The organism is Gemmatimonadaceae bacterium, from assembly GCA_035633115.1.
Lineage (GTDB): Bacteria > Gemmatimonadota > Gemmatimonadetes > Gemmatimonadales > Gemmatimonadaceae > UBA4720.
Window position 1 is genome coordinate 162,598 of sequence record DASQFN010000106.1, and the last position, 25,605, is coordinate 188,202.

Consider the following 25,605-nt stretch of genomic DNA (forward strand, 5'->3'; position numbering starts at 1 on the left):
CGCGATAGAGGCGATGTCGGGGCTTCGGGACCCGCACTTCATTCAGGTTCTCTCCGAGCATGGGGAGATTCCCGCGCTGATTCAGGACGCACTCGACGGTCCGTCGCTGCAGGAGCTGTTCAACAATCTGCTGGCAACGCATGGCGTCACTCTCGAGGAGATCTACCGCGACGAGCACCAGCGTCCGCTGCAGATGCTGGCCGAGGGGTTGCTGGAATACGAGCAGGGATTCGCGATGTGGCGATTCCTGCACGTGCAGCTTGTGGAGCGGATCATCGGACCGGCAACGGGCGGGACGGGCGGGACCCTCGGGTCGAAATACCTTCAGAAGACGGTATCCCAGCGGTTCTTTCCCGATCTCTGGGCTGTGCGCAGCAAATTCTTTGGGGCGTAAAGGAAAACGAACAAGGTATCAGGCGACAGGTTCTAAGGCCCCGGGTACCAGGAACGACCCAATGACCTCGAATGGCGATCAAATGAGTCATTGGGTAGTTGCTGACGCCCGGCACGTAACAACCTGACGCCTCATACCTTGCCTTTCGCAGTTTGGTTTTGCCGGTAGTTCGACGCCACCTTACCTTGTAAATGATGCCTCCCGAGCCCATCTATCTCGACCACGCGGCGACAACCCCGGTTCGCGACGAGGTTTTCGAGGCCATGCGCCCGTTCTTCGGGACGCGCTTCGGAAACCCCTCCAGCACCCACCGCTGGGGACGCGAGGCGCGCGCTGCGCTCGACGAAGCACGCGAGCGAGTAGCCCGCTGTCTCGGCGCACGCAGTGATGAGCTCTGCTTCACGTCGGGCGGAACCGAGGGCGACAACCTCGCTATTCTCGGCGCCTGGAGGGCGATGCGCGAGAAGGGGCGCAGCGCTGTGGTCTCCACTCCCATCGAGCACAAGGCCGTGCTCGGCGCGATTCATCAGGCGGCGCGCGAGGGAGCCGAAGAGCGCCTGCTGGAGGTGGACTGCGACGGCTGCGTTTCGATCGAATCCTTCGACGCACTGGTGGACGATGCAGTCGCTGTCTGCTCGGTAATCTGGGTCAACAACGAGATCGGCACGGTGCAGCCTATTCCGACTCTCGCTGAAAGGTCCCGCGAGCGCGGCGTCGTGATGCACACGGATGCGGTTCAGGCATTCGGCAAGATTCCCATCGATGCCGGCACTCAGCAGTTCGATATGCTGTCGATCTCTGGCCACAAGATCGGCGCGCCAAAGGGCATCGGCGCGCTCTTCATCAGGCGCGGGACGCCGCTCCAGCCGCTGATGCACGGCGGAACGCAGGACCGCGGCAGAAGGCCCGGTACCGAAAACGTTGCCAGCGCCATCGGCCTCGCGCGCGCCGCGGAGCTCGCGGTCGAGGAGAGAGAGGCGGAATGCCGGCGCCTGGAGATGTTGCGGGACAGGCTCGAGACAGCAATTGTCGAGCGGATGCCGGACACGGTGGTGCATGGTCGTAACGCGCCGCGCGCCCCCCATGTTCTCAACATTTCCGTACCCGGCACCGACAGCGAGTCTCTCCTGATGGCGCTCGACCTCAAAGGCATCGCTGCATCGGGCGGGTCGGCTTGCTCGAGCGGAAGCATCAGTCCGTCGCACGTGCTGGTTGCAATGGGAGTTTCTCCCGAGCTCGCGAGCGCGGCCGTGCGGATGAGCCTTGGCGCTCTCACGACGGACGAATGCATTACCCGCGTGGCGGAAGTCTTCCCCGCTCTCGTTCAGAAGGCGCGGCAGCTCAGCGCCGCGGGCGACCGGTGAAGGAGCGCGTGCTAGTTGCAATGTCGGGGGGTGTGGATTCGTCGGTCGCCGCCGCATTGCTCGTACGTTCAGGCTACGACGTGGTCGGCGCGACGATGAAGCTGTTCTGCGAGGGCGACGAAGTACCCGATCGGCCGTGCTGCTCGCTCGATTCCGTAAATGACGCGCGGCGCGTCTGTGAGCATCTAGGAATTCCGCATTACGTCCTGAATCTCGAAACTAAGTTCAACCACGACGTCGTTGAGAACTTTGCGCAGGAATACGCACGCGGGCGCACTCCTATACCGTGCGTGCGCTGCAACACCTTCACGAAATTCCGCGATCTGCTCCGCAAGGCCGACGCAATCGACGCGCGGTGGCTCGCAACCGGCCATTACGCTCGCGTCCATGACGGCGTGCTCTACCGCGGCCGGGACGACAACAAGGACCAGACTTATTTTCTGTGGGGAATCGCCCGCGCCGTTCTTTCGCGAATGCTGCTTCCGGTCGGTGACTCGACCAAGTCGGAGATTCGCGCAGCGGCGCACATGCTCGGCTTGGCTGTCGTTGCTGAGAAGCCTGAAAGTCAGGAAATCTGCTTCGTTCCCGACGGTGATTACACGCGAATCCTCGAGCGGCAGCTCGGCGTCGCCGCGCCGGCGCTGAGTCCCGGGCCGATCATGACGTCCGACGGCGCCGTCGTCGGAACGCACGAGGGTTATGCGCGCTACACCATTGGCCAGAGGCGCGGGCTTCCGGGAGGAAACGCGCGCCCGATGTACGTCGTTGCCATCAGGCCCGATGCGAGAGCGGTAGTAATCGGACCGCGTGAGGAGCTGCTGGGTCGAGGCGTCGTCGCGCGTGAGGTGAACTGGCTCGTGGACCAGCCTGAAGTCGGCGCGGGCGTGAGCGTCAGAATAAGGCATCGTGCGGCGCTCGCTCGCGGGGAGATCGTGAGGGTCGACGCGGACGAGATAGAGATCGCCCTCGACGAGCCGGTGCTGGCAATCGCCCCCGGACAGTCGCTCGTGCTGTATGACGGCGAGCGTGTACTCGGCGGTGGCTTCATCGAATCGGCATCGTCTCGCGGCGTAACGCGGGCGCAGCGCACATCGCTCCCGGTTCTCGCGGCGTAGCCATTCCACGTACCGGTAACCGTTACCGGTTACCGGTGTGCTATTTCCCCCGCCAGACGAGAAACGGATTCAGCGGCGTGCCCTTCCACCATTCCTTCGGGTTGTCCGACCGCGCGATCGCAAAATGAAGATGCGGCGCACCGGGTGACGCGTTCCCCGACGAGCCGACGTAACCGATAATCTCACCCTTCCTCACGGTCATACCTTCCGCAAGGCCGGGCCGGTACCGGTCGAGATGCGCGTAAAGCATGATGAATCGCTGTGTCAGATCGGCGACGTAGATCGTCAGTCCGCCCGCCGCGCTGTTGTGCAGCTTGAGTACCGTCCCCGCGTCTGCCGAAACCGCGGCCGTGCCGCGGGGCGCCATAATGTCGATTGCCTCGTGACGCCGCGTGCCCCCGCGGCGATCGTCGAAGCTGTCGATAAGCTTGTCCGCTTTCGTGCCCACAACCGGAATCACTAGGGAATGCGCGCGAAGGTCGACGAGATCCGAGGGAGTCACAATCGGGTAGGACGACCCTGCTGGAGCTATACCTCTGGTTGGAGGCGCGATCGGAGAAGACGTATCCGACGGAAAAGGAATAGTGAGGTCTGATGGACTCGCCGGCGCCGGCCCGGGCGGCGTGAACGTCACTGTATCTCTGCCGGTGGAAAGCGAAACCTTTGTGGTGTCGATTACCGTCGCCGTGTCGCCTTGCCGCGTCAGCGTGATGCGGCCGGTTCCCCTATCCGGCTTTGTCGTGTAGATGAGCCCCAGCAGAACGGAACCGACAAACGTCGCTACGATGCCGCGATTGTATTCGTTAATACTTCATCCCACCCGCTTCCGCGAACTCGCGCATCATGCGCTGCTGCTCGTCGGAAAGCTTGTCCGGCGTTTCGATCTTCACCTCGACGATGAGATCACCGCGCTCGTCGCCTTTCTGTATTCCCTGACCTTTGACGCGAAACCGTTTTCCTGAGGGAGTCCCTGCGGGGATGCGGATCAGGACCTTCTTCCCGTCAAGCGTCTTCACGCTGATCTTCGAGCCGAGCGTTGCCTGCGCGATGTTTATCGGAAGCGTCGCGATGATGTCCAATCCTTCGCGCTTGTAGAACCTGTCAGGCGTAACCGTGAACGTGATGAGGAGGTCGCCCGGCGGGCCGTTCGCTGATCCTTTGCCCCCCTGACCCTTGAGCCTGATCTTCGACCCCGTGTCGACGCCTGCCGGCACGGTGATGAGAACCTTTTTCCGCGCACGCACCTCGCCGTTGCCGTTGCAGGTCGCACAAACCTGTGATGGAACCTGCCCCCGGCCGAGGCAGACCGGGCAGGGACGGTTGACCGCGAAGCCGCCCTGACCGAAAGAGACTACGCCGCGTCCGGAGCATTCCGGGCAAACCTTCATCGTCGCACCAGGAGCGCCACCGGAGCCGTGACACGTCGGACATTCCTCGTTCACCTCGAGGTCAACCGGCACCTTCCCGCCTTTTGCGGCGATGCGAAACGGTATGTCGAGGTTCGCTTCGATGTTCTGTCCCCTCTGCGGACCGGAAGGGCGGCCGCCTCCGCGCGCACCGCCGCCGAAGATCGAACCAAAGAGGTCGCCGAGGCCGCCGAGTCCGCCGATGTCGAAATCCTGGAAGTTGATGTTCGGATTCGCGCCAGCGCTCTGGCCGGCCCGCGATGAAGATCTCCCTGCGCCGGCGCCACCGAATCCACCGAAACCCCCGAACGCACCGAGACGGCGCATTTCATCGTACTGCTTCCGCTTCTCGGCATCGCCAAGGACGGTGTTCGCTTCGGAGATTTCCTTGAACCGTTCAGAGGCCTTGGCGTCGTTCGCGTTGGCGTCGGGATGGTATTTCTTCGCCAGCTTGCGATACGCCTTTTTTATCTCGTCCTGGGTGGCGGTGGAGGGTACTCCCAGAACGGCGTAAAAGTCCTTGGTCTGCGCCATGAACTCTTGCTAGCTAATCGGCGTCCGTGAACTGCCTCACAACCACGCGCGCGGGCCGCAGCAGCTGTCCCTTGAAGGTGTAGCCGATCTGGTAGACGCGTCCGACTGTGCCGTCCTCATCAGGCGTGACGGCCGGCTCGGTGCCGACGGCTTCATGTCGGGCGGGATCGAACGGCTCCCCAACGGGGTTCATGGGCTCGAGCCCGGCAGTGCGCAGCGTCTTTTCGAGCTTTCGCTCGACCATCGCCACGCCTTCAGCCAGCGTTGTGGAATCAGTGACGGCAGGGTCGACGTGAGCAAATCGCGCGATGTCGTCCAGCGGCTCGAGGATGTCCTTCACCAGCTCGGCCTTCCCACGCGCCTCTGCCTCGAGGCGCTCGCGCATCATGCGCTTCCTGTAGTTGTCGAATTCGGCTGCAAGCCTCAACAGCTTGTCGCGTTCCGTCGTGAGGTCGCGCTGGAGCTCGGAGATTCGATCGCCGATGCCGTCCTGATCCTGGACAGCCGCGGCTCCCTCGTCTGTGTCGACCAAGGGCGCAGGCGTTGCAGCAGCGTCTGTTGCAGGAACACCATCGCCATTCAGAAAGTCGTCCTGCGTCGTCGAATCCGCCATTCGATCCTTGTTCCGTCTCATTCCAAGAATCTAACCGCTTTGCAACTGCCGTCGCAGGTGATCGAGAGCCGCTTGCGCCGCCCGCTGCCTTATCTCCGCGCGATCGCCGATGAGCCGCAGCCCGACGGCCCGCGTCGTCGTGCCATCGATTGCAATCCAGACTGTCCCAACCGGTTTTTCGGGCGTTCCGCCACTCGGCCCAGCGACACCCGTGATCGCAATCCCGATGTCGGACGACAACCGGGCTCGCACACCCTGCGCCATGGCGAGCGCAACCGGCTCGCTCACCGCGCCGTGACCGCTCAGCACGCTCTCATCGACGCCAAGCATTTCCGTTTTCACCGAGTTGTCATACGCCAGCACGCCTCCGAGAAAAACGTCGCTGGCCCCCGGAATTGCCGTGATGCGCGCTCCGAGAAGCCCGCCGGTGCAGCTCTCCGCGACCGCAATCCTTACGTTCCGCGCACGGCATTCTTCCAGAACTACTTCAGCGAGATCGACCCCGCCTTCGGCATAGACATACCGGCCAATCACGTCGCGAAGTTTCACCATTGCCCCGGTGAGTCGCTTCGACGCATCAGCCTCGCTCATGCCAATGCTCGTCAAGCGGATATCAACGCCCTCGACGGCAGGCAGAAACGCCGGGGCAAGCCCATCAACCGAGCGTCCAAGATCCCCCAGCAGATCGGCCAGCGCGGACTCGGCGATCCCGGTCGTCCGAAGCGTACGCGAAACGATCACGCTCAATGAGCCGCCGGACCCCTCTGAATTCACGCCGAGGCGTGTGAGCAGGCGCGGCACCAGCTGCTCCGCGAGCATCGCCCGCATCTCCCGCGGAACTCCGGGGAGCATCGCCACCCAGCGGCCGCGATCATCCTCCAACCAGATTCCGGGAGCGCTTCCGTGGGCGTTCGGAATTATCTCAGCTCCGGCGGGGAGCATCGCCTGCGTGAAATTCGATTCCGGGATCCGCCCGGTGCGTCCCATCTTCGCCCATCGGTCATCAAGCCAGCGCACGATGGACTCGTCCAGAACCATCTCGCGGCCGAACAGCTCGGCGATGGCGCTCTTCGTCATGTCGTCTGCGGTCGGACCAAGACCTCCGGTCGTGATGACTCCTTCGCTACGCTCCAGTGCTTCGCCAACCGCCGTCGCGATGGCGTCAGGCGAATCACCTACCGTCGACCGCCGCGCGACGCCAACTCCAATCGCAGCGAGTTCTCGCGCGAGATGAGCGGCATTGGTGTCGACCGTGAAGCCGAGAAGAAGCTCGTCTCCGATGGTTACGACTTCGATCTTCACCTTTTCAGCCGGTCACGACCCGACCGTAGCGGACGATGTATAGCCAGAGCGAATAGAGCGTAAGGAATACGGCTGCGATCATCGTCACGACTCCCACGATCCCGTTGAACCAGGCGAACGATTGCCACGGAGCCGTGTCCCACCCGCGGCTCGCCGCGTAGGTCGCCGCGAAAAACCAGAAGTACGCCGAGCCCACCCACGTGCACTGGAACGCCGTCTTCCATTTGGCCGGTCCGATCGCCCCGATGACCACACCCTTCCTCGCGGCCACCTGGCGGAACACTGTCATCAAGAGCTCGCGTCCGATCACGATGGCTACAATCCACCATGGCAAACCGACGTCGCCCCATGGAGTCCGAAACGGAAACTGATGCGCCGCGCCGAGCGACTCGCGATCCGGAGAGAACGGGTCGGACTCCGGCGACATCAGGATGAACATGGGAATGAGCGTCGCGAAGAGAAGGAGCTTGTCTGCCAACGGGTCGAGCAGACTCCCCAGGTCCGTCACCAGGTTTCGCGTTCGGGCGAGCTTCCCGTCATAGTAATCCGAGACGGCGGCCACTATGTAAATGACAAAAGCGGCGAGGCGGACAGCGGCGGACGTCATGAACGGCAGCGCAGCAATCAGCGGCGCCACGAGTATACGACAGACGGTTATCGCGTTCGGGAGATTCACCAGCGAGGGCGCGTCAGGCCAGTGCCTTTAGCACCAGCTTGCTGACCGCCTTCAGCGTGTCGAAGACTCCGTCGCCGGCGACAGCGACCGCTTCAAAATGCGGCGCGCGCTCGACCCACTCTCCACTGGAGAGCTGCTCCACGAGGTTCTGGCCGGCGTGATAGGGATCGGGCGTGACTCGAGCCTTGGAAGGATCGGCCGGCTCCCAGCCGGGATTGAGCGCCGCCTGCAGCTCGGCAACGGGAGCCGCATTCGGAAGATCCCGCTTGTTGTACTGAATGACAAACGGCATCCGCGTCAGATCGTAGCCGTACTCCGCCATGTTGTCGTAGAGGTTCTGCATCGATTCCAGATTCGCCTCCATCCTCTCCATCTGCGAATCCGAGACGAACACAATTCCGTCCACGTTTTTCAGGATGAGCTTCCGGCTGGCGTTGTAGTAGACCTGGCCGGGAACCGTGTAGAGATGGAAGCGCGTATTGAAGCCGCGAATCGTGCCGAGGTCTACGGGCAGGAAATCGAAGAAGAGAGTCCGCTCTGTCTCGGTTGCAAGTGAGATGAGCTTTCCTCTCGTCTCCGGCTTCACCTTGCCGTAGATGTGCTCGAGGTTAGTTGTCTTGCCGCCGAGGCCGGGGCCGTAGTAGACAATCTTGCAGTTGATCTCGCGCGCCGCGTAGTTGATCATCGACATTGCCGTTCTCTCCTTACCAGTTGAACAGCTCGTCGATCTCGTCGCCGGCGCCGGCGAGGATGTTCGGCTGCATTGTCCCGCCCGCTCGCGCGCGCGCGAACGCGCGATCGAGGTGACCCGTAAGCTCCTCAACCGCCGGCTTCATCTTCAGACGAACGAGCCCGATCGGCGTGCGATTGTCGAACAGCACTACGAGAATGAGCCGCCGTGCAATGTCGGCCACGTACATCGACTCGCGCTCCCCCTGGTGAAAGAGTGTGGTGAAATCAGTCTCGCCGATGAGGCGGGCGAGCTGGTCGTTGGCGCTGAAATCCGCGGCCGTGAGCGTCGCGAAGGTTACGGGATCGAATCCCAGCGGCTCTCCGACCGTCGCGACGAGCTGGCCGGAGCGGTCGACCAGCAGCGACGAGCGAGCGCCGGTCTCCGCCAGAAAGCGTGAGATCGTTCGCACGATGGCGTTGAGGTCATCTTCTTCGAACGACCAGCTGCTTGCCGCGGGCTGCATGTTGGCTTTCAGGAAAGCGTTTTTTCGAGTCGCCGCATGAGCGAGACACCTCGCCGTCTCAGCAATGGACTGTGCTCCCACGCGACGTACTCGCGAAGGAGGCGCGCAGTATTGACTGTTGGGCGCCCGCGAAGATAACTGAGAGCCGCAAATCGCCTGAGAGGACGGGCGCTGAAGAGGTCACGGCGATACTGGCGTTGAACGCGGCTCCATGTCACAGCTCCACAGGCCGCACCGGCAACGAAGCCGAGCAGAGCCAGTTGTCTGGCTCGATTGCTAGTCACATAGCCCGCCGGGCGGTAAGCGCTTGCGCAATCGTTACTCCGTCAGCGTACTCGAGGTCGCCACCCACCGGGAGACCACGTGCGATACGCGTCACCGTGAGCTGATAGGGCAGCAGCTTGCGCTGAACGTACAACGCAGTGGCTTCGCCCTCAATGCTCGGGTTCGTCGCGATGATCACTTCGCGCACACTCCCGCCCGAGACGCGGCTCTCGAGCTGCGGGATCGTAAGATCGTCCGGACCCACGCCATCCAGCGGCGACAGCCTTCCGCCCAGCACGTGATACACGCCCCGATATTCGCCGGCGCGTTCGATCGCACCGATGTCAGCGGACTCCTCGACGGCGCAAATCAGCGCCGGGTCGCGGCGGACGTCACGACAGATTGCGCACACTTCCTCTTCCGTCAGGTTGAAGCACTGCGAGCACGGCCGAACCTTCTCGGTGAGCGTTGCGAGCGCGTCGGCGAGACGCCGGCTCTGCTCGGCGGGTTGTCGAAGCAGATGGTAAGTGAGTCGGAGGGCTGTCTTTCTTCCGATGCCGGGAAGCTTGGCCAGCTCCCCGACGAGAGCGTCTATCGCGGACACTCTAGAAGGGCATCTTGAACGGGAGGTTCAGGCCGCCCGTGAGCTTCGACATCTCCTGCTTCGCGAGCTCCGCGGCTTTTTGCTGCGCCTCCCGCACCGCGACGAGAACGAGGTCCTCGAGCATCTCGACATCGGCGGCGTTAACGATCGAGGTATCGATTCTGATCCGCGTGATCTGTCCCTTTCCGTCAGCCTCCACGGTGACCATGCCACCGCCGGCGGTCGCTGTCACCAACATGGCCTGAAGCTCGTCCTGAATTTTTTCCAGCCGGCCCTGCATCTGCTGGGCCTGCTCGAGAATCTTGTTGAAGTCAGCCATTTGTGGTTGTGTGTGGCGTCAATCGAGCAACTCGAGATCGAGAAGATCGACAGCCGCATCGAGCACCGGATCGTTGGCGCGAAGCGCCGCCAGCCGCTCGGCGCGAACTGTTTCCGTGGTAAGCCTCGCGCGCTTCGCCTCGCTCGCGGTTTCCTCATAGCCGGATTTCCAGTCGGCGCCGGGATCCGGTACCGATGTAACTGCCGGCCCGCCCAACGAGGTCGCCGTGCGGGACGCGGCGTCTGGAGGAGCAGCGTACGGCGCACGAGCCGGCGGCTCAGCGGGGTGGGGTCGCGCCGGAAACGCGTCGCCTACCATCGCCGCGCGGCGGGTTTCACGCTCCACCGCCTTGGAGCGCGAACTGCTGCGAGCCGGTGCAGCCGCCGCGCTGCCACCGGACCCTTCTCCGCCGAGGTTGCGCAAAACGTCCTCGATCGAGAGAGCGCGGTCGAACAGTGCGAAGCGCACGAGGAGCATCTCCACCAGCAGCTGCTGCTGCGAGCTCTTCCGGAATTGCATCTCCATCGCGGCCAGCGTCGAGAGCATGCGGAGCAGGTCGGCCGACGAAAAATGTTCGCGGTGGGCTTCCAGAGCCGTGCGCGCGGCAGGTGAGATGCCCTCGGTCGATCCACCGAGGATGAGAGCGAGCTGCGCACGGAGCATCTCGCCGAGCCCGCCAAGAAAAACGCCGAAGTCGACTCCCGCGTCGGCGAGCCTGCGAACGGTCTCGAAAACTTCTCCCGCCCGGCGCCCGGCAATCAGGTCTATCACGCTCAGATACTCGTCTTCGGCGACGAGGCCGAGCGCGATGCGCACGCGATCCGCCGTTACGCCTCCCTCCCCGAGAGACAACACCTGATCTGCGAGGCTCAAGGCGTCGCGCATCGATCCGTCGGCGGCGCGCGCGATCATTGCCAGCGCCTCGGGACTGTACTCCAGTCCTTCTTCGCGCAGAACGGCCTCCAGACGCGATACGATGTCGGACATGCCGATGCGCTTGAGATCGAATCGCTGCAGGCGGCTCAGCACCGGGGCGGCGGACTGCGCTATCTTCTGCGGCTCCGTCGTCGCGAACACGAAGACAACGCGGGAAGGCGGCTCCTCCAGAATCTTGAGAAGCGCGTTCCAGGCTTCACGCGTGAGCATGTGCGCCTCGTCGACGATGTAGACCTTGTAGCGATCGTCGCCCGAAGGAGCATACATCGCGCGCTCGCGCAGCTCACGCGCATCGTCTACGCCGCGGTTGGACGCGGCATCGATCTCGACGACGTCGAGGCTCGAGCTCCCGCTCCAGATGCGCTGGCACGACGTGCAGACTCCGCACGGCTCGCCGTCTGGCTGCTTGTTCTCGCAGTTGAGGGCCATCGCCAGGACACGTGCAAGCGTTGTCTTGCCGACGCCGCGCGGCCCGCAAAGGAGATAGCCATTGGCTACTCGTCCGCGCTCGATTGCGCCGCGCAAAGTGTTGGAGACGTGCGTCTGCACCGCCACGCCGGCGAAGCTTTTAGGGCGGTATTTCCGGGCGAGCGCGAGCGACATTGAGGAGGGGAAATACCCCAGGCCTGACGGAGCAACGTAAGACACCGCACGCCGCTGCTACCTTCGGGGTCCTGACGGAGTTAGCGGGCCGACGCCCTCCGGGACCTGGGGCACACGAAATATAACCTTGGGAGAAACGACAACAACAACTGCAACGGCAACAGCGATTCCTAAGAAAACAAAAAAGGCCCGCCACGCATTATTCGAGCGGCGGGCCTCTTCAGGTGCGAAAGGGACTTTACCTCTTGATCTTGACGGTCGGGACCTTGATGCTGGCCGTGTCCTTTCTCACGTCGATGTTCGGAACCGCCACCTGCGCTGTGTCCGTGCCGACTTCGATCGTCGGAACGTTCAGCGTGTCGGTCTGCGTGCCGACTACGGGCTTCTCGACTTCGAGATCGCCGCTTTCAGTTTTCGAGCAGGCGGTAACTGAAACGGCCAGTAAGGCCGCCACTGCCAATAGCTTTACCACGAGAAGCCTCCGAGGCTGGTTGAATGATGCGTTACCGCGAATGTATGGCAACCTTCGTTCCAGAAATGCGCCCATCATCAAACATTAAAAGGTCTTAATCTTCGAACGCTTCTCGCTGAAGTCTGCGCACCCGTCGCAGCTCGTAAACCTGAGCCACCTCCCCGCCTAAGATGAAGATCATCGCCGCGTAGTACACCCACACCACGATGATCACCACGGCCGCGACCGTTCCCTGGTAGAACGATCCCGGATTGAACGAGTACACGTACGCCCCGAAAAACCGCTTCGCCGCCTCGAACATGAAGCTCGTGAACAGCGACGCTATGAACGCCGTCTGCCACCTGATGTGCCTGTTCGGAAGAAACTTGTAAAGGGAAAAAAACATCAGTGTGATGAAGGCGAACGCAATCGCCTGACCGATGTTGTACTCGAGGGCGCCCATCATGTCCTTACGCAGCCCCAGCTCGCCGAGAATCAGCAACCCCCGAGTCGTCGCCAGCGCGAGGTAGGCGCTCAAACCGGTGTAAAGGACCAGAAGGAGTGTCGAAACAATCGTGATCTGCACGTCGAAAATCTTGCCGGCGACGATGCCGCGATCGGAGTCGATGTCGAAGATTGCGCATAGTACGCTGCGCAGCGATCCGAAGAGGCGCGTCGAGAACCAGATGAACGCGATGACCCCGTAAATACTGATCGCGCCACGCGACTTTATTATCGGAACGAGAATCGCGCCGATCGGCGACGGCTGACCGGCCTCCTGCGGCGGCAGAAACCGGTCGACGATCGTGTTTATTTCAGCTGAGGTGACGTCCGCGCTTTGATTGAGGAGGTACGCGAGGCCAGTAGCAAGGAGAAGAAAGAACGGGACTGCCGCGAGGAGCAGGTTGAACGCGATGCCCCCGGCGAGAAAGAAGACGTTGTCCTCTCCGCTATTGTCCCAGACGCGTTGCGCATAATCGCGGAAAGTCCAGCCGATCCGGACGTGGAACGGCCGCTCTGCCACTAGCTCTCTTTATACGCGGCCTTCGTCTCTGCAATACGCTGCTCGAGCTCGACTCGCGCCTGCTGTGCAGCTGCCCGTCCGGCGTCGACGGCATTCGTGACCTGTCGCCGCTTGAGCTCGACTGCATCCCGTGCGGCGTCGATGCGCCCCTCGACCTTGTCCTTCGCCTGCTGGAGCGTGTTGCCAACAGATTCCGTGATCTCGGACACGAGATCCTGCGCCTGATCACCGACCTCGCGGGCGCGTCGCTGCAGATCGCGCCGCGTCTCTTCGCCCGTCCTCGGAGCGAACAAAAGCGCGACCCCCGCACCGACCGCCAGGCCAAGCAGGAACGATCCGATGCCAGGCTGTTTCTGTTCTATGACTACGTACGGCTCGTCATCGTCCCAATCGTAATCAGACATTCTCGCTTTCTCCTGAGATTAACGCTTCTTGGCCTTGCTCTTCGCCGACGCGCCCCGTGCGCGCGAACTGCCTGCCGCCGCTGGCGCCTGCGCGCTCGCGGTTCCACCCGTACTGTCGTGGTGCGCGCCGTTCGTGCGGATCAGCGACGCAATCTCCGCCCGCACATCCTCCGGCGAGATACCCACTATTTTCGCCGTCCGGCTCGCGTCGCCGCTGGTTGACGCAAAGGTTCGAAGCACGAGCTGTTTCTTCGTGTCGGCGAGCGAAGCGCCCTCGGGCACCGTCATCGGCGCAGTTCCCTCGGCCGCAACTCGAAGATGCCGGGGCATGATGTCCACGGCCTCGATCCGGTCTGACCGCGTCATGATGACGGCACGCTCGACGGCGTTTTTCAGCTCGCGCACGTTGCCCGGCCAGTTATGCGATAGAATCCATTGCCAGGCAGCCTCGTCGAACCCGGTGATCTTCTTGCCGTTCTGCTGGGAAAAACGTCCCAGAAACTCGTTGGCGAGCAGCTTGATGTCGCCGGCGCGATCGCGAAGCGGCGGCAGGAAGATCTCCACCACGGCCAGTCGATAGTAGAGATCATCGCGCAGCTCGTTCTCGGCGAGCGCTTCCTGAAGATCGCGGTTCGTTGCGGCGACGATGCGAATGTCGACGGTGATCTCCTTCTTGCCGCCCAATCGCCGAATGGTTCTGCTCTCGATCGCGCGAAGCAGCTTCACCTGAATATCCGGGGGCATCTCGGCGACTTCGTCGAGGAAAATCGTTCCTCCGTCAGCCATCTCGAAGGCGCCCGCCTTTTCGTTGGTCGACCCGGTGAACGCGCCCTTCTCGTGCCCGAAGAGCTCGTTCTCCAGGATGTCCTTTGGCAGCGCAGCGCAGTTGAGGGCGAAGAATGGTCCCTTGGCGCGATCGCTCTTCGTATGAAGCGCCCGCGCAACGAGCTCTTTTCCGGTTCCGGATTCGCCGAGAATCAGCACGCTCGCGGATGAAGGCGCGACTGCATCGATAATCTGGTAGACGGCGCGCATTTCCTCGGACTGCCCACTCAGCTCACCGTAATGCGTGAGTCCCTCGAGCTTCGATGAGAGCTCGCGGTTTCTCTGCTGGACCGTGAACTTCTCGAGCGCCTTCGGTATCAGTGCCTTGAGACGATTGAGCTTGTCGGCGTTGAGAGGCTTCTCGATGTAGTCATAGGCACCCTCTCGCATCGCCTGCACGGCGGAGTCGACGGTGCCCTGCCCCGTCACAATTATGCATTCGGTAGGGATGCCCAGCCGCTGGAGCTCCTTGAGGAGTGCCAACCCATCGAGCTTAGGCATCATCAAATCCGCCAGCACGAGGCCGAAGCTGTCGGCGCCCAGATAGTCGAGTGCTTTTTTCCCGTCCTGCGCAACGACGACTTCGTAACCTTCGTCGGACAGTACCGCGCTGAGCCCTTTGGTGATCGACAGCTCGTCGTCCGCAATGAGAATCTTCGGAGAATTCATTCGTGTTTTTTGTTTGCTGCGCTGCTTGGTTCAGGGAAGCTTAATATAACCGTCTCAGCGTCAGACGTTTCCGCGGAAAAGCCGACCGCCATGCCGAGCACCGTCAATGACGGAAGGACGCGTTCTGCAATGCCTGGCTCGAGCTCGAACCGAAGCGTTTCGGGCGAAGTTGACACAGCGGAGCATCGCAGCCTGCCGCCGGCGTCGATGGCACCGACGATCAGCGAGAGGAGCGCACCGACACCCTCGGTCATTCGCACCGAGGCCTCGCCCTGAGCGGCTGCACTCTCCGCGAATGCAAGCACGTCTTCATTGTTACCCGAGCGCGCCAGACGACTTCGCACGACCTCGACATTTACCACCAGACCGTTCAGAGCGTTCCGCGACTCGTGTACAGAGCGTCGCGCGATAGTCCGAAGCTGCGGGCCGCAGTCCGATGCGGCGCGCGGACCGAGGTCAGTCACTTAGGTCGGCGTCGTCGGGCGCCGCCGCCACGACGGCGATGTCCTCGTGGGGTTGCGGTTTGTGCTGGATCACGGGCGTCACGAATCGCGATACGATGTCCTTCGTGCCCCCTACTGCAAGCTGGGTGAAGAGAAACTCGAATTTGCGGTCGTAGGCTTCCGCCAGTGTTCGCTTCGCTTCCGCGGGCAAATCCCAGAAGCGTCTCTTGAACGGGCCAAGCGCCTTCTTTCGCGTCTTGTAGTAGAACTGCTCATCCGAATCGGCCGGTTTGCGCTCATCCTTGGCGTTCTCCCCGAGCCACGCGTAAATCTCGTCGCGCAGCTCGGCCGGCAGCTGATCGTACAGCATCGTCTGGAAATTCGTCGCCAGGTGAATCTCGGCTGTCTCCGTACGCGGGAAGTTGTGGAAAGCCGCGTCGGGCAGTGTCGAGGCCCCGTGCTGCACCGCTCCGGCCAGTCCGTAGCGTTCGCGGGCGACAGTCGACAGAAGCTCGAGGGTGCCGAAATCGATCTGCACGTCGGCGATCGTGCCGTCGGCGAGCACGACTCCCCCGTGGGTCGTTCCCGACTGCACGCTGATCTTGGACAGGCCTGGCGCATGCGGCGCAAGCTTCTTCAGCGTGCGGTTGAAACCGTCCATGTACGCGTGGAGCTCCTCGACCGTGCTGTTCTCGGTTCCCACTTCCCCAATCTCGCCGCCGAGCGAGATCGTCATTCCTTCCGGCTGCAGGTCGCGGATGAAAGTGGCGATGTCGGCCGCCTGCTCGTAGTTCGTTTTCTGCTGCTGGTCGAGATCGGGCTTCGAGAGGTCTACGAGCGTGGAAGTATCGATGTCGATGTTGTAGAACCCAGCCGCGACAGCCTCCTGCGCAAGCTGCTTCACTGCGTTCACTTCGCCGCCCGGATCCGTCGCGAACTTCTTGACGCTTACCTGAAAGTGGTCGCCCTGAATGAAGACCGGTCCGCGAAATCCTTCGCGAAGTGCCGCCGCCAGAATCACCGCGACGTACTCTGGCGGCCTTTGCCCGGTGTACGCGATCTCCGAACGGGCGATCTCACAGATGAATGCTCCCGCCTGGAGCTTGTTGGCAGTGCGGAAGATCGAGCGAGCTGTGTCGTAGCTCATGCCGCGGACGTTGATTGCGGGAACAGTGAATCCGCCCGCTTCGCCGCGGCCGCGCGCGATGTACAAATCGTGAATCGACGAGGGGACTACGCCGACGCTCTGGCCTATCTCCCAGATCAGCCAGCGGGCGTTGTCGCGGCTGTCCTGGTCGCCGAACACCGCGGCATAGGCAAGGCGGTCCATCGCCGGGGATGCGATCGCGGATTCATCGTCGATCGAGATCGTGCCGTCGGTGACTGTCACCGCTCCATCCATTATCTGAATCTGTTCAATCATCGTGTCGGAAAGTTGACGTGAAATGCCGCCGGTGCAAAGGCCTCAAACGCTCCATCGCGGATCGGGCTTGGGTAATGACTCCCATTCTCTTTTCGCCGCATCAGCTCCCGGGCGTCCGAGCAGCGCGTAGGCGAACTGCTTGCCCAGCTCCACGCCGGGCTGATTGAATGCATCGATGCCATAAAGCTCACCCGCGAATGCGGTCGCCACCTCGAAGAGCATCATGAGCCCGCCGACATGATGTGCATCGACCTTGTCCACATGAATCGTGAGGTTTGGGCGTCCCCGTTTAGCCAGCGCGCCCGCCGTTGCCCTCTGCTCGACGTCGATCAGCTCGCCAAGAGAGTGTCCGCCAAGATATCCGAGCTCCTTCACGTCTGCGAAGGTCCTTGGGATTTCGAGATCGACGGCGCGATCCGCGACAGTGATGAAAGTCACTGTCTTGTTTTTTGGACCTTCCATGAAGAGCTGAACCTGACTGTGCTGGTCGGTGGCTCCAAGGGCAGCAAGCGGCGTGGAGCCGACCGAGCCGCCGCTGGAGGTATGCTTGCCCAGGCTCTCCGCCCACAGCTGTACGAACCACGCCGCAAAGTCGCGCAACGGATCCGAGTAAGGCATGAGGACGCTGATCGCCTTGCCGTGGCGCGTGTCGGAAAGCCATTGCAGCACAGCGTAAATCCCTGCGGGATTTCGCATGAGCTCTACGGCGGCGCAGCGGTCAGCCATCTCTTTCGCGCCGGCCAGAAGCGCTGAGATGTCGATTCCAATGAGAGCCGCTGGGAGCGTTCCCACGGGAGTGAGGACGCTGAAGCGCCCTCCCACGTTTGCCGGAATGTCGAGTGCCGGAATCCCGCGCTGTGCTGCCAGCGGCCGAAGCGCGCCCTGCGCCGGATCGGTGACGAACACGAAGTGCCCGGCCGGCGGCAGTCCAGCTTGTGTGATCCGATCGTCGACGATCATGTATTGCGACATGGTCTCGGCCGTGCCGCCCGACTTGGACGTGACGATGAACAGCGTACGCGAGAGATCGAGCCGCTCGAGTAGAGCCGCAATCGTCTCAGGGTCCACATTGTCCAGCACCTGGAGCCGTGGAAAGCCACCGCGAGCTTCCGTGGAGAGCATGTTCCAGCCGCTTGGACGAAGCGCAGTTCTAAGCGCGATCGGCCCCAGCGCGGAGCCGCCGATTCCGAGGATGACGACGTCGTCATAGCGTCCCCGCGCGCGCTCCGCGAACTCGAGCGGCTGATCTCGAAGGGCGCTGTCGGTCGCGATATCTACGAAGCCCACTGTTCCTGAGGAGCGGAGACGCGCGAAACCAGTGTATGCGTCGGCAAAGTGCGCAGCGCTTTCCTGCCACTCGCTCTCTGGAATTCCGCCAACAGCCTCGCCGATCATGTTCGAGTACTCGATGCGAATCGTCATATCTCTCAGTCGATGCGTACAGTCAGACCGTCGAAGGCCGGCGTGATTCCTCGGGGAAGCTCGGCCTCCAGATCGGCGTGGAAGTTGTCATGTGTGAGGTGGGTGAGGTAGGTGCGCTCGGCGCCGATACTCTTCGCCGCTTCCACCGCTTCAGGTATGCTCAGGTGCGTCGGATGACCCGTGCGGAAAAGCGCATTGATCACGAGCACGCGCGCGCCCGTGAAGACAGCGATGGCGTCCGATGGGATCGCCTTTGCGTCCGTGACGTACGCGAGCGGGCCGATGCGATATCCGAAAACGGGAACCGGTCCATGCGGAAGGGCGACCGGTACGACGTCGACGTCGGCGATTCTCACGCGCTCGCGGTCGGCGAGCGGAATGGCCCGCCCCTCTGGCTTCGACGTTCCGGGAAGCGCGCGCACGCTCTCATCGAAAATGTAGGCGAAGCGGCGTGCGAGCCGCGCCAGTGAATCCGCGGGACCATACATGTCGAGTGGTGCATCACGGCGATTGGAGATCGAGCGAATGTCGTCGAGGCCATGCGTGTGGTCTGCGTGATCGTGCGTGAACAGCACGGCGTCGACACGATCGATGCCGGCAGTGATGAGCTGCATTCGCAGCTCGGGGGGCGTGTCCAGCAGTAGTCGCGCTCCCTGATCGGTCTCCACCACTGCACCGACTCTGCTGCGCTTGTCACGCGGATCGGGCGAATGGCAGACAGGACACCGGCATCCGATCTGTGGCACGCCGAAGCTCGTTCCCGTGCCGAGAAAGGTCAGCTTCATCCGGACTTCCGGCTCAGATTGTCTCGACCTTGAGCAGGTTCGTAGTGCCCGGCATGTCGAACGGAACTCCGGCAGTGACGATGATGCGATCGCCCGGCGTGGCGAGCTGCCGCTCGACCACAGCCTGCTTCGCCCGCTGCATCATCTCGTCGTAGCTGTCGCAGTGGGGCACGAGCACCGGGATCACGCCCCACACGAGTGAAAGCTGGCGATACGTGCGCGCCTGATCCGTCAGCACAAGAATCGAAACGCCGGGCCGATGTGACGCGACCACGCGCGCCGAGAAACCGCTCTTGGTGAAAACCACTACGAGTGGCGCTCCCAGCATATCGACGGCCGCGGACGTTGCAGCCGCGATCGCGACTTCCGTCGGAACGACGTCCACAGCGGTGCTGGGCTGGGCACGAGCGCGAGTCTTTGGAGGAGGATGCTTCTCCACCTCCGCGATGATTCTCGTCATCGCTTCCACGGCCAGCCGCGGATAAGCGCCTGCCGCAGTCTCCGCCGAGAGCATCACCGCGTCGGTACCGTCGAGTATCGCGTTGGCGACGTCGCTCGCTTCCGCGCGAGTGGGTCGCGGGTGCTCCACCATCGACTCGAGCATTTGCGTTGCCGTGATGACCGGCCGGCCCATCCGGTTTGCCAGGCTGATGATCCGCTTCTGAGCGCCGGGAACCTCCTCGAACGGCAGCTCCACGCCGAGATCCCCGCGAGCGACCATGACCCCGTCGGCTGTCTGAAGGATGCTCTCGATGTTCGCCAGCGCGACATCCTTCTCGATTTTCGCAATTATCAGCAGCTCCTTCGGCACCATCGCGCGAAGCTCATCGATGTCCCGCGCGCGACGCACGAAGCTCAGCGCCAGATAGTCGAGTGACTGGTCGATGGCAAATCGGATATCAGCTTCGTCCTTTTCGGTGATGGATGGGGCTGACACCTGCACGCCGGGCAGGTTGAGACCCTTGTGCGCGTTGATCTCACCCGGATGCAGCACCCGCGCGCGCACCTTGGGAGGTGTGACCTCCATCGCCATGAGCTCGATGAGGCCGTCGTCGATGAGGATCCGGTCACCGACGTGGACGTCGGTAGCCAGGAGATCGTACGTGATCGGGATCTCGCCGGCGGAAGTCTCCTGACCTTCCGGAACGAGAACGACATCCTGGCCTTGAGTCACCGTTCGCGGAGCAGTGAGGTCTCCCACGCGAATTCGCGGCCCCTGCAGATCGCCGATGATCGCGACCGGCACCTCCATCGACTTGGCCAGGCGTCGGACCATCGCGATCATGTCGGCGTGCTGATCATGCGTGGCGTGCGAAAAATTGAGGCGGGCCACGTTCATGCCCGCCTCGATCAGCCCCTGCACCGTCTCCTCGGTCGAGCTCGCCGGCCCGAGCGTGCAGACGATCTTCGTGCGCGGTATGTAGACGGCAGTCACTTCGAAGTCGGCACCAGCGCGCTCATTTTCCTTGCGATCCCCGCGGTGAGCGAATCGAACGACTTCTGGAAGCTCGCAAGACCTTCACGAAGCAGCGTATCGGTCACATCCTTCATCGAGATGCCGACGGCTTCGACCTCGCGCAGGAGACCTTCTGCTGCCCCCAGCCGCTTGTCGACACTGCGCTCGACGACTCCATGGTCGCGGAACGCGTCGATCAGCTTCGGCGGCATGGTGTTGACGGTGTTCGGTCCAATCAGATCCTCGACGTAGATGACGTCGCGATACTCCGGGTTTTTCACCCCTGTGCTTGCCCACAGCGGCTGCTGAACCCGCCCACCTTTCTCGGCCAGAGTCTTCCACCGCTCCTCGGCGAATCGCTCCGTGAAGAGACGATAGGCAAGCTTGGCGTTGGCGATTGCGGCACGACCTTTCAACAGGCGCAAACGATCGGCATCGTCCGGCTTTGCGTTCTTGATCATCGCGTCGAGCCGCTTGTCCACTTCCGTGTCCACTCGGCTCACGAAGAAGCTGGCGACCGAAAAAATGCCGTCGATCGGCTCGCCCCGTCCTACCCGGTCCTCGAGGCCGAACATGTAGGCATCGATCACACGCGCGTGAGCTTCGAGGGAAAAGAGGAGAGTGATGTTGACGTTGACTCCGCGGCCAATGAGCTCACGGACGGCAATCGCGCCTTGGTCGGTGCCCGGAATCTTGACCATCACGTTCGGCCGGTCGACAGTCTTCCACAGCCGGCAGGCTTCGTCGACGCTCGTACGGGAATCGTTGGCGACTCCGGGCGACACTTCGATCGACACGTAACCGTCGCCCCCGCGCGTCCTCTGGTAAACGCCGCCGAAGATGTCACAGGCGCGCTGGACGTCCGTGGTTTCCACAAGCTCGAAAAGCTGCTCCGGCGTCAGACCAGGGTCGGCAGAGAGGAGCTGATCATCGTAGTCCGACCCTTCGGACAGTGCTTTCTCGAAGATTGTCGGGTTCGACGTCATGCCCGTCAGGGCGTCCTCACGGACGCGGCGCTCGAGGTCGCCGTTATGGAGCATCTTCCGGTCGATGTTATCGAGCCAGATTGACTGACCGAGATCCTGGAGCTGCTGCAGGCGATTGTTCGACATCGGCGCTTCCCTCCTTTCGGTCAATTTAGCGGAGGAGGCGGCGAGCCGCTTCGGCTCACTCCGATGGCGGCGGCAGACCTGCGAGACCTCTCACCCCGAGATATGATCGACATCCAGTCGTTCATCTGGGTGCAGGGCTCAGATGAATACGAGGAATAACGCGGCGAATTGCATCCAATGGACGCCTTCGGGAGTATTAGCAATGACGGGTATTCAATCCCTGTGACACGAGCCACCCCCGATTCCCGCGCACGTCCCGAGGCCCACGTATGACACGCATTACGAATCGACTCGGATACATCGCTATCGCCGGCGCCATGATACTCTCGTTTGCACCGGTTACGTCTCTTGGGGCACAGAGCGGCGTCGCATCACTGACCGCTCGGCGCCCGCTCAAGAAGGGCGATCCAGAGCTCAAGAAGATCCTCACGCCGATTCAGTACGCGGTGACGCAGCGCGACGCGACCGAGACGCCGTTTCGCAACGAGTACTGGGACAATCACGAGCCGGGCATCTACGTCGATGTCGTATCCGGCGAGCCGCTGTTCAGCTCACTCGACAAGTACGAGTCGGGGACGGGTTGGCCGAGCTTCACGCGGCCGCTCGAGACAAAGAATATCCGAACGAAGACTGACCGCACTCTGTTCATGGAACGCATCGAGGTCCGCTCGGCAGGCGCGAACTCGCACCTCGGGCATCTCTTTGACGACGGTCCCGCACCGGCAGGTCTTCGCTATTGCATGAACTCGGCGGCGATGCGGTTCATCCCGGTGGCGCGGCTCGCGGCCGAGGGCTATGGCAAGTACCTGTCTCTGTTTCAGAAGCAGGTAAAAAAGGCTGGCAAGTAGGGGTGTTTGCGTCGTTCACCGGCCCGCACGGAGAAAAAGCGGCGAATCGACGCGACGTCGCATGGAAGGATCGCCCCACAGGCTAGCCAGATCAGACTCGAGCTGCTCGACAGCCGCGGTTCCGTGCTCGGCCACGTATCGCGCGGTTGCTGACCATGTGCGGACGTATCCCACCAGCTCGACTAGCGTGGATTCCCTGGTCAGCGTCATTCGCGGAGTGGAGACTTCATCGAACGGAAACGGAACCGTGGCGTACCCCTCGAGTACCAGGCAGCGCTCGGGTAGCCAGTAGCTTTCGATCGTTCCTCGATTGAAGCGGTGGAGGATTTCCTGCAGCTCCGGGGTGTCGAGCACGGCATCGCCGTAACACCAGACGGCAATAGCGCCCCCCGGAGCCAGAACCCGCCTTACTTCAGCGAAGAACGGTTCAGGGTCGAGCCAGTGGAGCGCCTGCGCGACCGTTACGAGGTCGACTGACTGGTCAGGGAGCCCGCTCGCATCGGCCCGAGCGACGCGATACTCGATACCAGGCAAGGCCTCGGCTCGCACGATCTGTTCGGGGCTCGCGTCGGTTGCGACAACGCGGTCGAAATGGGCAGCAAGTCCACGAGCCGCCTGGCCATTTCCGGTGGCGCAATCCAGGGCAACTCTACGGAATCGGGGAAGCCCTGCGATAAACTCGAACAGCTCTTTCGGATACTCCGGCCGGTAGATCGCGTAAAGGCCGGCGCGGTCCGAGAAATGATCCTTGAAGCTCAGAAGTCCCGAGTTCGCATTTCCTTGAAGAACCGGTCGGCGCGATCGCGCTCCTTCAGGGTCTCCTCGTCAACCGGAATATCCGAGAGGTTCTTGTCGTACTTCTTCCCGAATCCCTTGGGAATGGAGGAAGTCGTGCCTGACTTTGCCGCGTTCTTTCTGGCAAGTGCAGCGAGCTTGCGTTTGTCCATGACCGATTCCGCGTTCGGTGTGTGATTGCGATGACGACATTAAAGGTAGCGAGTCGTCGAGACACGTCCACAGATTCAGCTTGTCTGAAACTGATGAACTTTCGGGGGAACTTTGAATCGCACGAGTAGACGACTGATCCTGCTCGCGGCCACAATCGTTGCGGGTTGTGGCGGACCGTCGGAGCCAACTGCTGGGTGTGCGCGCTACCCGCACTCCGAGTAGCCGCAGACGTGACACTTGGCGCAGCCTTCGGCGAACTCCATGGACGATCCGCAGTCGGGACACGTGCCGATGAAAGTCTCGCCGCCGGTCACCTTCTCGAACTCGTACTGCGCCTGCGACCCAGCTGAGTCGCTCGCGCCAGGGGTGCCGGGTGCGGCCGAAACCACCGGGGTGCCGTCGGGTGGCGTCTGCGCCCTCAGAAGCTCCTGCTGAATTCCCTGCTTCTCGCGCATCCAGTCCTCGAGGGCGATGCCGATTGCATCGGGAACGGAGAGAACCTTGTTCGGCCCCAGGCCCACGGCGCGGTCGGAGCTGATGCCGCGAAGCTGGCGGTGAATGGCCTGGATCGAGATGCCGGAGCGAAGCCCGAGTGAGATCAGCCGGCCAATGGCCTCCACGTCGGCCATCGCCGCGCCGCCGGCTTTGCCCAGATTGATGAACACTTCGAATGGTTGTCCGCGATCATCCTCGGTGATGTGAATGAACATCGTGCCGAGTGGAGTCTCCTTGCGGATGGAAGTGCCGCGCAGCGCGTCGGGCCGCGCGCGCTTCTGCCTGCGCTGGAGGTTTTCCGCCTCCACCTCGAAGAGCTGCTTCTTCAGGCGTTCGATCTCGGCGTCGAGCTCGGCGATGGTTCCCTTCAGATCACCGACTTCACCACGGCTTGCAGCAGCTGATCCGTCGGCCGGGCCTCCTCGCTCGGCTTTGGCCTTGTCGGTTGCACCCGTCGAAAGAACCTGATTGTCGCGCGACCCGTCGCGGTAGACAGTCACACCCTTGCACTTGAGCTCGTACGCCAGCTCGTAGATCGCGCGCACATCGTCGGGCGTCGCGGTGTGCGGGAAGTTCGTCGTCTTGGAGATGGCGGAATCGCAGTGCTCCTGGAAAGCAGCCTGCATTCTGACGTGCCACTCGGGAGTGATGTCATGCGCAGTGACGAACACGCGCTGCCACTTCTCGGGCACCTCGTCGAAATGGATGTGTCCCTGCTTGGCGATCTTCTCGATGAGCTCGTCGGAGTACCACCCTTCGCGCTTTGCGATCGCGAGAAAGTCCTCATTCACGTCCGGCATCATCACGCCGGCCTGGTTCCGCATGAACGCAACGGCGAAAAGGGGCTCGATTCCGGAGGAGCACCCCGCAATGATCGAGATCGTCCCCGTCGGCGCGACGGTGTTGACGTTGCAGTTGCGCAGCATCTGCATAGGACGGATCCGCTCGCGGGCGGGCCCGCGGGCACAGGTCTCGTCCGGCCCCCAGATGGAGCGTGCCCACTCGGGGAACGGACCGCGCTCGTCGGCCAGCCTCTCGCTCTCGCGCTTCGATTCGGTGTCCACAAACTGCTGGAGCTTGCGGCCAAACTCGACGCCCTCATCAGTATTGTATGGGATCCCAAGCTTTACGAGCGCATCCGCGAAACCCATCACCCCGAACCCGATGCGACGGATACGCTTGGAAAGCGCGTCGATCTCGGGAAGCGGATACTTGTTGACGTCGATGATGTTGTCGAGGAAGCGCACCGAGAGATGGATGTCACGGGCAAAAGCCGGCCAATCCATCGCCCCTTCCTTCACGTAGCAGCCGACGTTGATGGAGCCGAGGTTGCAGACGTCGTACGGAAGGAGCGGCTGCTCGCCGCAAGGGTTCGTCGCCTCGTACTGCCCTACGTGCGGCACCGGATTGTGACGGTTTGCTTCGTCGATGAAGAAGCAGCCAGGCTCGCCCGTCCTCCAGGCTCCGTCGATCATCTTGTCCCAGACTGCGCGCGCGTCGAGCTGGCCGGTGACCTTGCCATTGCTCGGGTCTACGAGATCGTAGCTCGTGCCCGCCTGCACTGCCGCCATGAACTTGTCGGTGATGGCGACCGAGATGTTGAAGTTCGTAATCTGCGTCAGGTCTTCCTTGCAGGTGATGAAATCCATGATGTCCGGATGGTCCACGCGCAGAATGCCCATGTTGGCGCCGCGTCGTGTGCCGCCCTGCTTGACCGCGTCGGTCGATGCGTCGTACAGCTTCATGAACGAAACCGGTCCCGAGGCGACGCCTGTGGTCGAGCGCACCATCGAGCCCTTGCCGCGCAGCTTCGAGAATCCGAATCCGGTTCCGCCACCCGACTGGTGGATGAGCGCCATCGAGCGGAGCGTATCGTAGATGCCATTGTGACCGTTCGACAGCGAATCTTCGACCGGAAGAACGAAGCACGCCGACAGCTGCCCAAGCGGCCGGCCAGCATTCATGAGCGTTGGC

At 62.4% G+C, this 25,605-nt stretch carries 28 protein-coding genes and 1 other RNA gene; 5 read left to right on the plus strand and 24 right to left on the minus strand.

What is annotated here, in order from left to right:
- The first annotated feature begins 13 nt into the window (after positions 1-13).
- The 3 genes from VES88_14635 (at position 14) to mnmA (ending at position 2,873) form a co-directional block, all read left to right on the plus strand.
- A complete protein-coding gene (locus VES88_14635) occupies positions 14-394 on the plus strand; it encodes a tryptophan 2,3-dioxygenase family protein (GenBank protein ID HYN82723.1) in 381 nt (126 codons plus the stop codon).
- A gap of 194 nt (positions 395-588) precedes the next feature.
- Positions 589-1,758 carry a cysteine desulfurase family protein gene (locus VES88_14640; protein ID HYN82724.1) on the plus strand — a complete coding sequence of 390 codons (1,170 nt, stop codon included), beginning with the start codon at positions 589-591 and terminating at the stop codon, positions 1,756-1,758.
- A complete protein-coding gene (mnmA, locus tag VES88_14645) occupies positions 1,755-2,873 on the plus strand; it encodes a tRNA 2-thiouridine(34) synthase MnmA (protein ID HYN82725.1) in 1,119 nt (372 codons plus the stop codon). The genes VES88_14640 and mnmA overlap by 4 nt, the downstream gene beginning before the upstream one ends.
- A 40-nt stretch (positions 2,874-2,913) precedes the next feature.
- On the opposite strand, the gene VES88_14650 is transcribed toward mnmA, so the two are convergent.
- On the minus strand, positions 2,914-3,375 hold the full coding sequence (locus VES88_14650; protein ID HYN82726.1) for a M23 family metallopeptidase: 462 nt from the start codon (positions 3,373-3,375) through the stop codon (positions 2,914-2,916).
- An 82-nt stretch (positions 3,376-3,457) separates the two neighbouring features.
- Here VES88_14650 and VES88_14655 point away from each other — a divergent pair, with 82 nt between their 5' ends.
- Entirely contained in the window at positions 3,458-3,619 is a 162-nt protein-coding gene (locus VES88_14655) for a hypothetical protein (GenBank protein HYN82727.1), read from the plus strand.
- A 57-nt stretch (positions 3,620-3,676) separates the two neighbouring features.
- Here the strand turns inward: VES88_14655 and dnaJ are convergent, their stop codons facing one another.
- From dnaJ to tal, 20 genes are all read right to left on the minus strand, one after another.
- Positions 3,677-4,813: a molecular chaperone DnaJ gene (gene dnaJ, locus VES88_14660; GenBank protein ID HYN82728.1), complete on the minus strand. Its 1,137-nt coding sequence runs from the start codon at positions 4,811-4,813 to the stop codon at positions 3,677-3,679.
- Between the two features lie 13 nt (positions 4,814-4,826).
- Positions 4,827-5,447 carry a nucleotide exchange factor GrpE gene (locus VES88_14665; protein ID HYN82729.1) on the minus strand — a complete coding sequence of 207 codons (621 nt, stop codon included), beginning with the start codon at positions 5,445-5,447 and terminating at the stop codon, positions 4,827-4,829.
- A gap of 9 nt (positions 5,448-5,456) precedes the next feature.
- Positions 5,457-6,728, minus strand: a complete 1,272-nt coding sequence (locus tag VES88_14670) for a competence/damage-inducible protein A (protein HYN82730.1) — start codon at positions 6,726-6,728, stop codon at positions 5,457-5,459.
- 4 nt (positions 6,729-6,732) lie between these two features.
- Entirely contained in the window at positions 6,733-7,404 is a 672-nt protein-coding gene (locus VES88_14675) for a CDP-alcohol phosphatidyltransferase family protein (protein ID HYN82731.1), read from the minus strand.
- Positions 7,405-7,417: 13 nt separating this feature from the next.
- Positions 7,418-8,095 (minus strand): GTPase domain-containing protein, encoded by a 678-nt coding sequence (locus VES88_14680; protein HYN82732.1) that lies wholly within the window; start codon positions 8,093-8,095, stop codon positions 7,418-7,420.
- 13 nt (positions 8,096-8,108) lie between these two features.
- Positions 8,109-8,600 (minus strand): roadblock/LC7 domain-containing protein, encoded by a 492-nt coding sequence (locus tag VES88_14685; GenBank protein ID HYN82733.1) that lies wholly within the window; start codon positions 8,598-8,600, stop codon positions 8,109-8,111.
- Between the two features lie 280 nt (positions 8,601-8,880).
- Positions 8,881-9,468: a recombination mediator RecR gene (recR, locus tag VES88_14690; GenBank protein HYN82734.1), complete on the minus strand. Its 588-nt coding sequence runs from the start codon at positions 9,466-9,468 to the stop codon at positions 8,881-8,883.
- 1 nt (position 9,469) lies between these two features.
- The gene (locus tag VES88_14695; protein ID HYN82735.1) at positions 9,470-9,787 is read right to left on the minus strand and encodes a YbaB/EbfC family nucleoid-associated protein; all 318 of its coding nucleotides are present in this window, start codon (positions 9,785-9,787) and stop codon (positions 9,470-9,472) included.
- A gap of 18 nt (positions 9,788-9,805) precedes the next feature.
- Entirely contained in the window at positions 9,806-11,326 is a 1,521-nt protein-coding gene (gene dnaX, locus VES88_14700; GenBank protein HYN82736.1) for a DNA polymerase III subunit gamma/tau, read from the minus strand.
- Positions 11,327-11,339: 13 nt separating this feature from the next.
- Positions 11,340-11,436, minus strand: an RNA gene (gene ffs / locus VES88_14705) — signal recognition particle sRNA small type.
- A 128-nt stretch (positions 11,437-11,564) separates the two neighbouring features.
- Entirely contained in the window at positions 11,565-11,798 is a 234-nt protein-coding gene (locus VES88_14710) for a hypothetical protein (GenBank protein ID HYN82737.1), read from the minus strand.
- 94 nt (positions 11,799-11,892) lie between these two features.
- Positions 11,893-12,801 (minus strand): YihY/virulence factor BrkB family protein, encoded by a 909-nt coding sequence (locus tag VES88_14715; protein HYN82738.1) that lies wholly within the window; start codon positions 12,799-12,801, stop codon positions 11,893-11,895.
- Positions 12,801-13,205: a YtxH domain-containing protein gene (locus tag VES88_14720; GenBank protein ID HYN82739.1), complete on the minus strand. Its 405-nt coding sequence runs from the start codon at positions 13,203-13,205 to the stop codon at positions 12,801-12,803. Before VES88_14720 ends, VES88_14715 begins: the two co-directional genes overlap by 1 nt.
- An 18-nt stretch (positions 13,206-13,223) precedes the next feature.
- Positions 13,224-14,699 carry a sigma-54 dependent transcriptional regulator gene (locus VES88_14725; protein HYN82740.1) on the minus strand — a complete coding sequence of 492 codons (1,476 nt, stop codon included), beginning with the start codon at positions 14,697-14,699 and terminating at the stop codon, positions 13,224-13,226.
- A complete protein-coding gene (locus VES88_14730) occupies positions 14,696-15,163 on the minus strand; it encodes a hypothetical protein (protein HYN82741.1) in 468 nt (155 codons plus the stop codon). The genes VES88_14725 and VES88_14730 overlap by 4 nt, the downstream gene beginning before the upstream one ends.
- Positions 15,156-16,565, minus strand: coding sequence for a class II fructose-bisphosphate aldolase (locus VES88_14735; protein ID HYN82742.1), 1,410 nt, complete (start codon positions 16,563-16,565; stop codon positions 15,156-15,158). Before VES88_14735 ends, VES88_14730 begins: the two co-directional genes overlap by 8 nt.
- 42 nt (positions 16,566-16,607) lie before the next feature.
- A complete protein-coding gene (locus VES88_14740; GenBank protein HYN82743.1) occupies positions 16,608-17,987 on the minus strand; it encodes a glucose-6-phosphate isomerase in 1,380 nt (459 codons plus the stop codon).
- A gap of 5 nt (positions 17,988-17,992) precedes the next feature.
- The gene (locus VES88_14745; protein ID HYN82744.1) at positions 17,993-18,772 is read right to left on the minus strand and encodes an MBL fold metallo-hydrolase; all 780 of its coding nucleotides are present in this window, start codon (positions 18,770-18,772) and stop codon (positions 17,993-17,995) included.
- Positions 18,773-18,785: 13 nt separating this feature from the next.
- Entirely contained in the window at positions 18,786-20,207 is a 1,422-nt protein-coding gene (gene pyk / locus VES88_14750; GenBank protein HYN82745.1) for a pyruvate kinase, read from the minus strand.
- On the minus strand, positions 20,204-21,340 hold the full coding sequence (gene tal, locus VES88_14755; GenBank protein ID HYN82746.1) for a transaldolase: 1,137 nt from the start codon (positions 21,338-21,340) through the stop codon (positions 20,204-20,206). The genes pyk and tal overlap by 4 nt, the downstream gene beginning before the upstream one ends.
- A 269-nt stretch (positions 21,341-21,609) precedes the next feature.
- Here tal and msrB point away from each other — a divergent pair, with 269 nt between their 5' ends.
- A complete protein-coding gene (gene msrB / locus VES88_14760; GenBank protein ID HYN82747.1) occupies positions 21,610-22,188 on the plus strand; it encodes a peptide-methionine (R)-S-oxide reductase MsrB in 579 nt (192 codons plus the stop codon).
- Positions 22,189-22,203: 15 nt separating this feature from the next.
- Here the strand turns inward: msrB and VES88_14765 are convergent, their stop codons facing one another.
- From VES88_14765 to VES88_14775, 3 genes are all read right to left on the minus strand, one after another.
- Positions 22,204-22,947: a methyltransferase domain-containing protein gene (locus VES88_14765; GenBank protein HYN82748.1), complete on the minus strand. Its 744-nt coding sequence runs from the start codon at positions 22,945-22,947 to the stop codon at positions 22,204-22,206.
- The gene (locus VES88_14770) at positions 22,944-23,135 is read right to left on the minus strand and encodes a hypothetical protein (GenBank protein ID HYN82749.1); all 192 of its coding nucleotides are present in this window, start codon (positions 23,133-23,135) and stop codon (positions 22,944-22,946) included. Before VES88_14770 ends, VES88_14765 begins: the two co-directional genes overlap by 4 nt.
- Positions 23,136-23,339: 204 nt before the next feature.
- On the minus strand, positions 23,340-25,605 hold a 2,266-nt coding region (locus tag VES88_14775; GenBank protein ID HYN82750.1), incomplete at its 5' end, for a vitamin B12-dependent ribonucleotide reductase.

Coding starts and splice junctions, on each gene's coding strand:
- VES88_14745 (HYN82744.1), bottom strand. CDS start 18,772: ATGAAGCTGACCTTTCTCGGCACGGGAACGAGCTTCGGCGTGCCACAG.
- VES88_14640 (HYN82724.1), top strand. CDS start 589: ATGCCTCCCGAGCCCATCTATCTCGACCACGCGGCGACAACCCCGGTT.
- VES88_14695 (HYN82735.1), bottom strand. CDS start 9,787: ATGGCTGACTTCAACAAGATTCTCGAGCAGGCCCAGCAGATGCAGGGC.
- msrB (HYN82747.1), top strand. CDS start 21,610: ATGACACGCATTACGAATCGACTCGGATACATCGCTATCGCCGGCGCC.
- VES88_14720 (HYN82739.1), bottom strand. CDS start 13,205: ATGTCTGATTACGATTGGGACGATGACGAGCCGTACGTAGTCATAGAA.
- VES88_14635 (HYN82723.1), top strand. CDS start 14: ATGTCGGGGCTTCGGGACCCGCACTTCATTCAGGTTCTCTCCGAGCAT.
- VES88_14680 (HYN82732.1), bottom strand. CDS start 8,095: ATGTCGATGATCAACTACGCGGCGCGCGAGATCAACTGCAAGATTGTC.
- dnaJ (HYN82728.1), bottom strand. CDS start 4,813: ATGGCGCAGACCAAGGACTTTTACGCCGTTCTGGGAGTACCCTCCACC.
- tal (HYN82746.1), bottom strand. CDS start 21,340: ATGTCGAACAATCGCCTGCAGCAGCTCCAGGATCTCGGTCAGTCAATC.
- dnaX (HYN82736.1), bottom strand. CDS start 11,326: ATGTCGCTCGCGCTCGCCCGGAAATACCGCCCTAAAAGCTTCGCCGGC.
- VES88_14770 (HYN82749.1), bottom strand. CDS start 23,135: ATGGACAAACGCAAGCTCGCTGCACTTGCCAGAAAGAACGCGGCAAAG.
- VES88_14740 (HYN82743.1), bottom strand. CDS start 17,987: ATGACGATTCGCATCGAGTACTCGAACATGATCGGCGAGGCTGTTGGC.
- VES88_14665 (HYN82729.1), bottom strand. CDS start 5,447: ATGAGACGGAACAAGGATCGAATGGCGGATTCGACGACGCAGGACGAC.
- VES88_14735 (HYN82742.1), bottom strand. CDS start 16,565: ATGATTGAACAGATTCAGATAATGGATGGAGCGGTGACAGTCACCGAC.
- VES88_14725 (HYN82740.1), bottom strand. CDS start 14,699: ATGAATTCTCCGAAGATTCTCATTGCGGACGACGAGCTGTCGATCACC.
- VES88_14685 (HYN82733.1), bottom strand. CDS start 8,600: ATGCAGCCCGCGGCAAGCAGCTGGTCGTTCGAAGAAGATGACCTCAAC.